The 6,882-nt window shown below is 75.9% G+C and carries 4 protein-coding genes; 1 reads left to right on the top strand and 3 read right to left on the bottom strand.

The window, feature by feature from the left end; all coding sequences use genetic code 11:
* From ME121_RS32075 to ME121_RS32065, 3 genes are all read right to left on the bottom strand, one after another.
* The coding region (locus ME121_RS32075; RefSeq protein WP_059410277.1) for a glycosyltransferase family 2 protein at positions 1 to 945 on the bottom strand (945 nt) is incomplete at its 3' end.
* Positions 942 to 1,898: a glycosyltransferase family protein gene (locus ME121_RS32070; RefSeq protein WP_012318561.1), complete on the bottom strand. Its 957-nt coding sequence runs from the start codon at positions 1,896 to 1,898 to the stop codon at positions 942 to 944. The genes ME121_RS32075 and ME121_RS32070, both read right to left, overlap by 4 nt.
* Positions 1,895 to 2,527 (bottom strand): PadR family transcriptional regulator, encoded by a 633-nt coding sequence (locus ME121_RS32065; RefSeq protein ID WP_012318560.1) that lies wholly within the window; start codon positions 2,525 to 2,527, stop codon positions 1,895 to 1,897. The genes ME121_RS32070 and ME121_RS32065 overlap by 4 nt, the downstream gene beginning before the upstream one ends.
* A gap of 352 nt (positions 2,528 to 2,879) precedes the next feature.
* Between ME121_RS32065 and ME121_RS32060 the strand changes: the two genes are divergently transcribed.
* Entirely contained in the window at positions 2,880 to 6,821 is a 3,942-nt protein-coding gene (locus ME121_RS32060) for a glycosyltransferase (RefSeq protein ID WP_053622491.1), read from the top strand.
* Positions 6,822 to 6,882 lie beyond the last annotated feature (61 nt).

Here is a 6,882-nt window from a genome sequence, read left to right as displayed (position 1 = left end):
CCGCGCGCGCGCGGCGCGCAGGAGGTCCGGCACGAGCCCCGGCAGCGCCGCGGCCAGGAGGCCCGCCGCCCGCAGGACCTCCGCGGCCTCCCGGGGGGAGCGACGGGCGAGGGCCAGGGCGAGCCGCAGGGGCACCTGCGCGCCGAAGCTCGCCGCCGCCAGGGCGAGGGCCGTCCCGGCGCCGTGGTGCTTGCCGGCATAGAGGATCTGGCTGCGCAGGAAGTAGAACAGCCGCCGCGCCCGCACCTGCCGGGTCGTGCCCTGGCCGACATGGTGGGCGACCGCCCCGGCCACGTGCCGCACCGCGAAGCCCGCCGCCCGGGCCCGGGCGCAGAGGTCGGCATCCTCCCAGTAGACGAAGAAGCGCGGGTCGAACCCGCCGAGCGCCCGGAACAGGTCGCGGCGGATCATCAGGAAGGCGCCCATCACCTGGTCGACGGCGCGGTCCTCCGCGTGGTCCCATTCGCGCAGGAAGTGCGGCCGCACGAGGCCCAGGCGGTCCAGCGCCAGGGCGCGGCCGACGAGGCCCAGCGCCGAGGGCGCCCGGGCGCAGGAGCGCGCGGTCCGCCCGTCCGGATCGACGAGCCGCGCGCCGACGATCCCGGTCCGCGGATCGGCCGTCAGGGCGGCCAGAGCCACGCCGAGCGCGTCGGGCGCGACCTGCGTGTCCGGGTTCAGGAACAGGATCGCGGGGGCGTCGCCGGCGGCGGCGCCCTGGTCGCAGGCCCGGCCGAAGCCGAGATTCGCGGCGTTCTGGATCAGCCGGAGCGGGCGGGGCAGGGCGGGCAGGGTCTCGGCGGAGCCGTCCGTGGAGGCGTTGTCCACCACGGTGACCTGCACGGCCGCGGCGTCCCGCGCGGCCGCGAGGCTCGCGAGGCAGGCGCGCAGCAGCGAGCCGCCGTTCCAGTTGACGATCACCACGTCGAGGGCAGGGCGGTCGGTCACGGCAGGTCCCGGGGCGGCCCGAGGCGGCCGAGGGCGCCGTCGCGGGCGGCCGCGAGGAGCCTGAGCAGCACGGCGGGCCGCCAGCCCGAATCCGCCCAGTACAGCCCGGCCTGGAGCGGCAGGTAGGCGGCCTGGGCGAGCTTCCAGCGCAGCGGCACGTGCGGCAGCCGCCACGCGTAGATCGCGTTGCGCAGGTAGGTCGCCATGCGGAACAGGGGCTGGCGCGGCATCGTGATCCCGAAGGCCCGGACCGTCCCGCCGCCGACGCGGTGCGGGATCGCGACGGCGTCGGTCTGGTAGCAGCCGTAGCCGAGGCTCCAGGCACGGAAGCACCATTCGAGCTCGACCCCGTCGATGAAGAAGTCGCCGCGGAAGGGCCCGACCCGCGCGAAGGCGTCGAGGTCGATGAGCGAGCCCGAGGTCGCCAGGAACTGCACCGGGGCGAGGTCGTCGCGTGCCGGCGCGCCGGGACGCGGCGGGTAGGCGGGCGCCTTGTGGCCCGGTGCCGGCGCCGGGACCGGGCCGACCACCGCCGCCGGGATCCCGGCCTCCCGCAGCCGGTCCCGCGCCGTCAGCAGCGCGGCGGCGAGATCCGCGGGCGGCTCGGCGTCCTGGTCGAGAAGGAGCAGGGTTCCGGCCCCCGCGGCGCGGGCGGAAGCGGCGATCCGGTTGAGCGCCTCGGCGATGCCGAGATTCGCGCCCTCCGACAGCAGGGTCACGCCGGACCGGGCGAGTTGATCGGCCGCCCCGGCCGGGAGGCCGCCGTTGTCGAAGGCGATCACCGCGGCGTATCCGGCCGAGGCCAGGGCCCGGACGCGCGCCAGCTGGTCCGGCCGCGGCCGGAACAGGGTGATCCCGAGGACGAGGCGGCCGGGCCGCGGATCGGGCACCGGCCGTGCCCCGGTAAAGGGTCCGGCAAAGGCCCCGGCGACGGTCGCGGGACGGCCCGTCACGCCCGCTCCACCGCGGCGGTCGCCGCCTCCAGCGCGGCCGTGATGGCGGCGGCCTGCTCGGCGCTGAGCGGGCCGCGGGCGAGCCGCATCTGCAGGGCGAGCTTCAGGCCCTCCTTGGCGCGCACGACCGAGGGCGGGGGACCGTCGCCCCGGGCGGCCTCGGCCTCCGCCATCCGGGCGAGGATCGCCTCGAGAATCGGGCGGTTGCCGTCCAGGAAGGCTTGCCCCTCCGGCGTGATCGTGTGCAGCCGCTTGGTGCCCTCCCCAGGGGTCACCGTGACGTGGCCGAGTTCCTCCAGGAGAGTGAGCGTCGGGTAGACGGTTCCGGGGCTCGGGCTGTAGGCGCCGCCGACCCGCTCCTCGATCGCCTTGATGATCTCGTAGCCGTGGCGGGGCTTCTCGGCGATCAGGTGGAGGATGACGAGGCGCAGGTCGCCGTGGGCGAAGAAGCGCGCGAGGTCGCCGCGGCCGCCGCGGCCGAACATCCGGCGCTCGCCGGGCCCGCGACCCGGGTGGCCGTGGGGCCCGTGCCGTCCGCGTGGATCGCCGCCCATCGGGCCGCGATGGGCGCGGACGCGGAAGGCGTCGAAGGGATCGGCGCGGAGGAAGGCCGAGAGACGGGGATGCATGGATTCGACTCGATTTCGATATGACTAATTTTCAGATATATCGAAATACCGTCGGCTGCAAGGCCGTCGCGCCCGTCGCGCGGCGCGGCCTCCGATGCGGCGTCCGATGCGGCCTCCGGCGCCAGCGCCGATGGGGCCCCACGGTTTACGGCCTCGGCCGGTTCCGTTAGTGCGACGGGTGTCCGACAGGACGATCGTTCCCGCGCCGCCTCGCGCCTCCGACGCTGCCCGCCAGCTGCCGCCCATGACCCGATCAGAGCCCCGCGCCCCGACCGCGCCCGCTTGGCGGGCGGCCGACGGATCCCGCGCCCCGTGACGGCCCGCGGCGAACGCCCCACCGCAGAGTCCTGAGATGCGCCGCGGCTCCGACGGGACCGGCCGGATCTCGGCCCTGACGCGGATGCGACGCCGCCTCGGCCGGCTGCGCGACCCGCTGGCCACGCCGTCGGCGCTGCACCGCCGCTGGGCGGGCGCGGCGGCCGGCGCGGACCTGGAGGCGCGCCTGATCGCCGTCCTGTCCCCGCACGTCGACGCGGCGTTCTACGCGAGCTGGTACGGGATCGCGGCCGACCCGGTGCGCGACTACCTCGTCCACGGCTGGCGCGCGGGCCGCGACCCGCGCCCCGACTTCGACTCCGCCGCCTACCTCGCCCGGCACTCCCACATCGCCCGTGCCGGCATCAACCCGCTCCTGCACGCCCTCGCGCGCCGGCGCGGCGGGGCGGGCGGGGAGGGGGAGGCGGCCGCCCTGCCGAGGCCCGACACGGCCGAGGCCCACCGCCTCGCCCGCCGCCTCGTCGACGGCGCCTTCTACCTCGCCGGCAATCCCGACCTCGCCGCCGCCGGCGTCGACCCGGTCGACCACTACATGGCCTCGGGCTGGCGCGAGGGCCGCGAGCCGGCGCCGCAATTCGACACCCTGGCCTACTGCCTCACCCGCGGGATCACCTTCGCCACCCAGAACCCGCTGGTCCACTACGTCCTCCACGGCGGTCCCGCCCGGCCCGACCCGGACGCCGCGCTCGCCCTGCGGATCGAGACGCTCGCCCCCTACTTCGACGCCGCCCACTACCGGCAGCGCCTGCCCGAGCCGCAGGCCGAGGCGCTGGCCGGGGCCTCGGACGCCGCGCTGCTGCGCCACTATGTGGCGGAGGGCTGGCGGGCGCGGATCGGCCCGCGGCCGGACTTCGACCCGGCCGGCTACGTGCAGGCGCGGGCCGGCAGCCGGGCGGTCAGCGACGACCCGTTCTTCCGTTACGTCGCCGAGACCCGGCTCTCCGGGGGCGAGCCGTTCGCGGCGCCGCACCGGCTGAACCTGCCGGCGGTGGACGCGGACTGGTACCGGGCGACCTACCCGGACGTGGGCGGGCGCGAGCCGTTCCTGCACTTCGCCGAGGCGGGCTGGCGGGAGCTGCGCGATCCCGGGCCGGGACGCTCGACGCTGGCGGCGCTGCTGCGGGTCTGCGGGCTGCGGCCGGCGCGGGCGCCGGTGGAGGACACCGGCTGGCTGGGGGCGATCGGGCGGGAGACCCTCGACCGGGACGCGCTCCTGGACCTGCAGGCGCGGCTGGTGGCGGGGCATTTCGACCACGGCTTCTACCGGGCGCGCTACGGCCTGTCCGAGGCGGAGGACGCGGTGCGCGACTACTGCGACACCGGCTGGCGGAAGGGCCGCAATCCCAGGCCCGATTTCGACGGGCAGGCCTACGCCGACGCGCATCCCGGGATGCGCGAGACGGGCCTCGCGCCCCTCGTCCACCGCCTCGCCACGGCGCTGATGCACGGCACCGACATCGCGGCCGGCGCCTTCCACCCCCGCTACGGCACGCCGGATTCGCGGGAGGCGGCGCTGGCCGACGAGGCCCGGACGGTCGCGCCGTTCTTCGACGCCGCCTTCTACGCCAAGCGCAACCCCGACGCCGCCGACGCCCCGCTCGCCCACTTCGTCGCCTACGGGCAGCACGAGGGCCGGGACCCGAGCAAGACCTTCTCGATCGCGTTCTACCGGGAGACCTACGGTCACCTCCTCGCCCCGGGGGAGTCGCCGTTCCTGCACTACGTGCGCACCGGCCGGACCGCCGGGCTGATGGGCTGCCCCGAGGATCTCGGCACCTACCCGCCCATGGAGGCCCCGCCCGCCGACGCCTGGGACCGCCTGCCCCGCGCCCTGCCCATCGCGCAGGCCCGCGTCGTCGTCATCGTCCCGGTCTACAAGGGCCGCGGCGAGACCCTGCGCGCCATCCATGCCTGCCTGTCGGCGCCCCAGGCCACCCCCTTCACCCTGCTCGCCGTCAACGACCGCTCCCCCGACCCGGAACTCACCGCGGAGCTGGCCGCCCTCGCCGGCCGCGGCCTGTTCCACCTCGTCGAGAACGAGCAGAACCTCGGCTTCGTCCGCTCGGTCAACCGCGCCCTCGGCCTGCGCCAGGGCCGCGCCGTCGTCCTGCTCAACTCCGACGCTGAAGTCTTCGGCGACTGGCTCGACCGCCTCGTCGCCCACGCCGAACACAACGCCGAGCCTCGGGCCGGGTCCGGCACGGAGGCAGGGGCTGGGGCAGGCGCAGGGGCGGGAATGGGCGCGGGGCTGCCCGTGGGCAGCGTCACGCCCCTGTCCAACAACGCCACGATCTGCTCCTACCCGCGCTTCAACGCCAACAACACCATGCCGCTCGAGATCGCCCGGCCCGACCTCGACCGCGTGGCCGCGCAGGTCAACCGCGGCCGCGCCGTGCCCGTGCCCACCGGCGTCGGCTTCTGCATGTACATGACCGCCGCCGCCCTCGACGCCGTCGGCGACCTCGACGCCGAGGCCTTCGGCAAGGGCTACGGCGAGGAGAACGACTGGTGCCTGCGCGCCACCAAGGCCGGCTTCGTCAACCTGCTCGCCGAGGACGTGTTCGTCCACCACGCCGGCCAGATCTCGTTCGGGCTCGACGCGGGCGGCGAGTACGTCCAGGGCCAGGCGGCGCTGCTGGCCAAGCACCCCGACTACCCGGCCCGGGTCGGGCAGTTCGTCCAGGCCGATCCCGGCCGGCGCGGGCGGGCGCGGCTCGACCGGGCGCGGCTGGCCCGGCACTTCTCGGGGCGGGCGCTGCTCTACGTGACGCACAGCTGGGGCGGGGGCATCCAGCGGCACATCGACGACATGGTCGCGCAGGCCCGGGCCGAGGGCCTGAGCGTGGTGCTGCTGCAGATCGACCGGACCCGCAACCTCGAGGTCCACGTCTCGTATCGCGGCCCCGAGTTCCTGTACCTGCCCAACCTCGACAGCCTGTACCTGCCGCGGGACGCGGCCGAGCTCGCCGACTTCGTCGGGCAGCTGGCGCCGGTGCTGATCCACGTGCACTCGCTGGCGGGACTGCGCTGGGGCGCGGCGCGGGCGCTGATGGCGGTGGTGGCGGGCGCGGGGCGTCCCTACGCGTGGACGCTGCACGACTACTCGCCGGTGTGCCACCGCAACCACTTGGTGCAGCCGGACGGGCGCTACTGCGGCCTGGCGCCGGTCAGCGAGTGCCGGTCGTGCCTGGCGGTGGACGCGGACGGGTTCGAGGAGCCGGATCCGGGCGAGCGGCGGGCGGCGTTCGGGGCGTTCCTGGCGGGCGCCGCGCGGGTGTTCGCGCCGTCCTGCGACACGGCAGCCCGGATCCGGGCGGTGTACCCGGACCTCGCCGTCACGGTGCGGCCGCACGTCGAGCCGGAGCGGTCGGTGCGCTCGACCGCCCTGCAGCGGCCCGGCCGCGTCCGCCGCGTCGCCGTGCTCGGCGCGATCAGCGCCACGAAGGGCGGCCTGTTCCTGCAGGCGCTGGCCACCGACGCGCAGGACCGGGACCTGCCCCTGCACTTCGGGATCGTGGGCTACTCGGACCCCGCGCTCGCCGTCGGCTTGGAGCGCGTCGGCGTCGCCCAGACCGGGCGCTATTCCGGCGACCACGAGGCCCTGGACCTGGTCTGGCGGCTCTCGGCCGATCTCGTGCTGTTGCCGGCGATCTGGCCCGAGACCTACTCGTACGCGCTGACCCTGGCGCTGCGCACCGGCCTGCCGGTGGCGGCCTTCGACCTCGGCGCCCCGGCCGAGCGGCTGCGCGCCTACCCGAACGGGCACCTGCTCCCCGGCGCGCTGGCCACCGATCCGGCCGCCTTCAACGACCGGCTGCTCGCCATCGACGTCTCGGCCGCCGGCCGGCTCACCGTGCCGATCCGGGCCGCCACCTACGGGGACCTGAGGCGCGACTATTACGGCCTGGACCCGGCGCCGGCCGGAACCCGACACCCCATCGACGAGGACGCCGCATGATCTCCGTCAACGAGGACATGAAGCAGGAGATGCTGCGGCGCGGCATCTCGGTGCTGCACCA

It is taken from the genome of Methylobacterium sp. ME121, from assembly GCF_000974725.1.
Taxonomy (GTDB): Bacteria; Pseudomonadota; Alphaproteobacteria; order Rhizobiales; family Beijerinckiaceae; genus Methylobacterium; species Methylobacterium radiotolerans.
The sequence above is the reverse complement of the archived record's forward strand: the minus strand, read 5'-3'. Positions and strand labels throughout refer to the sequence as shown.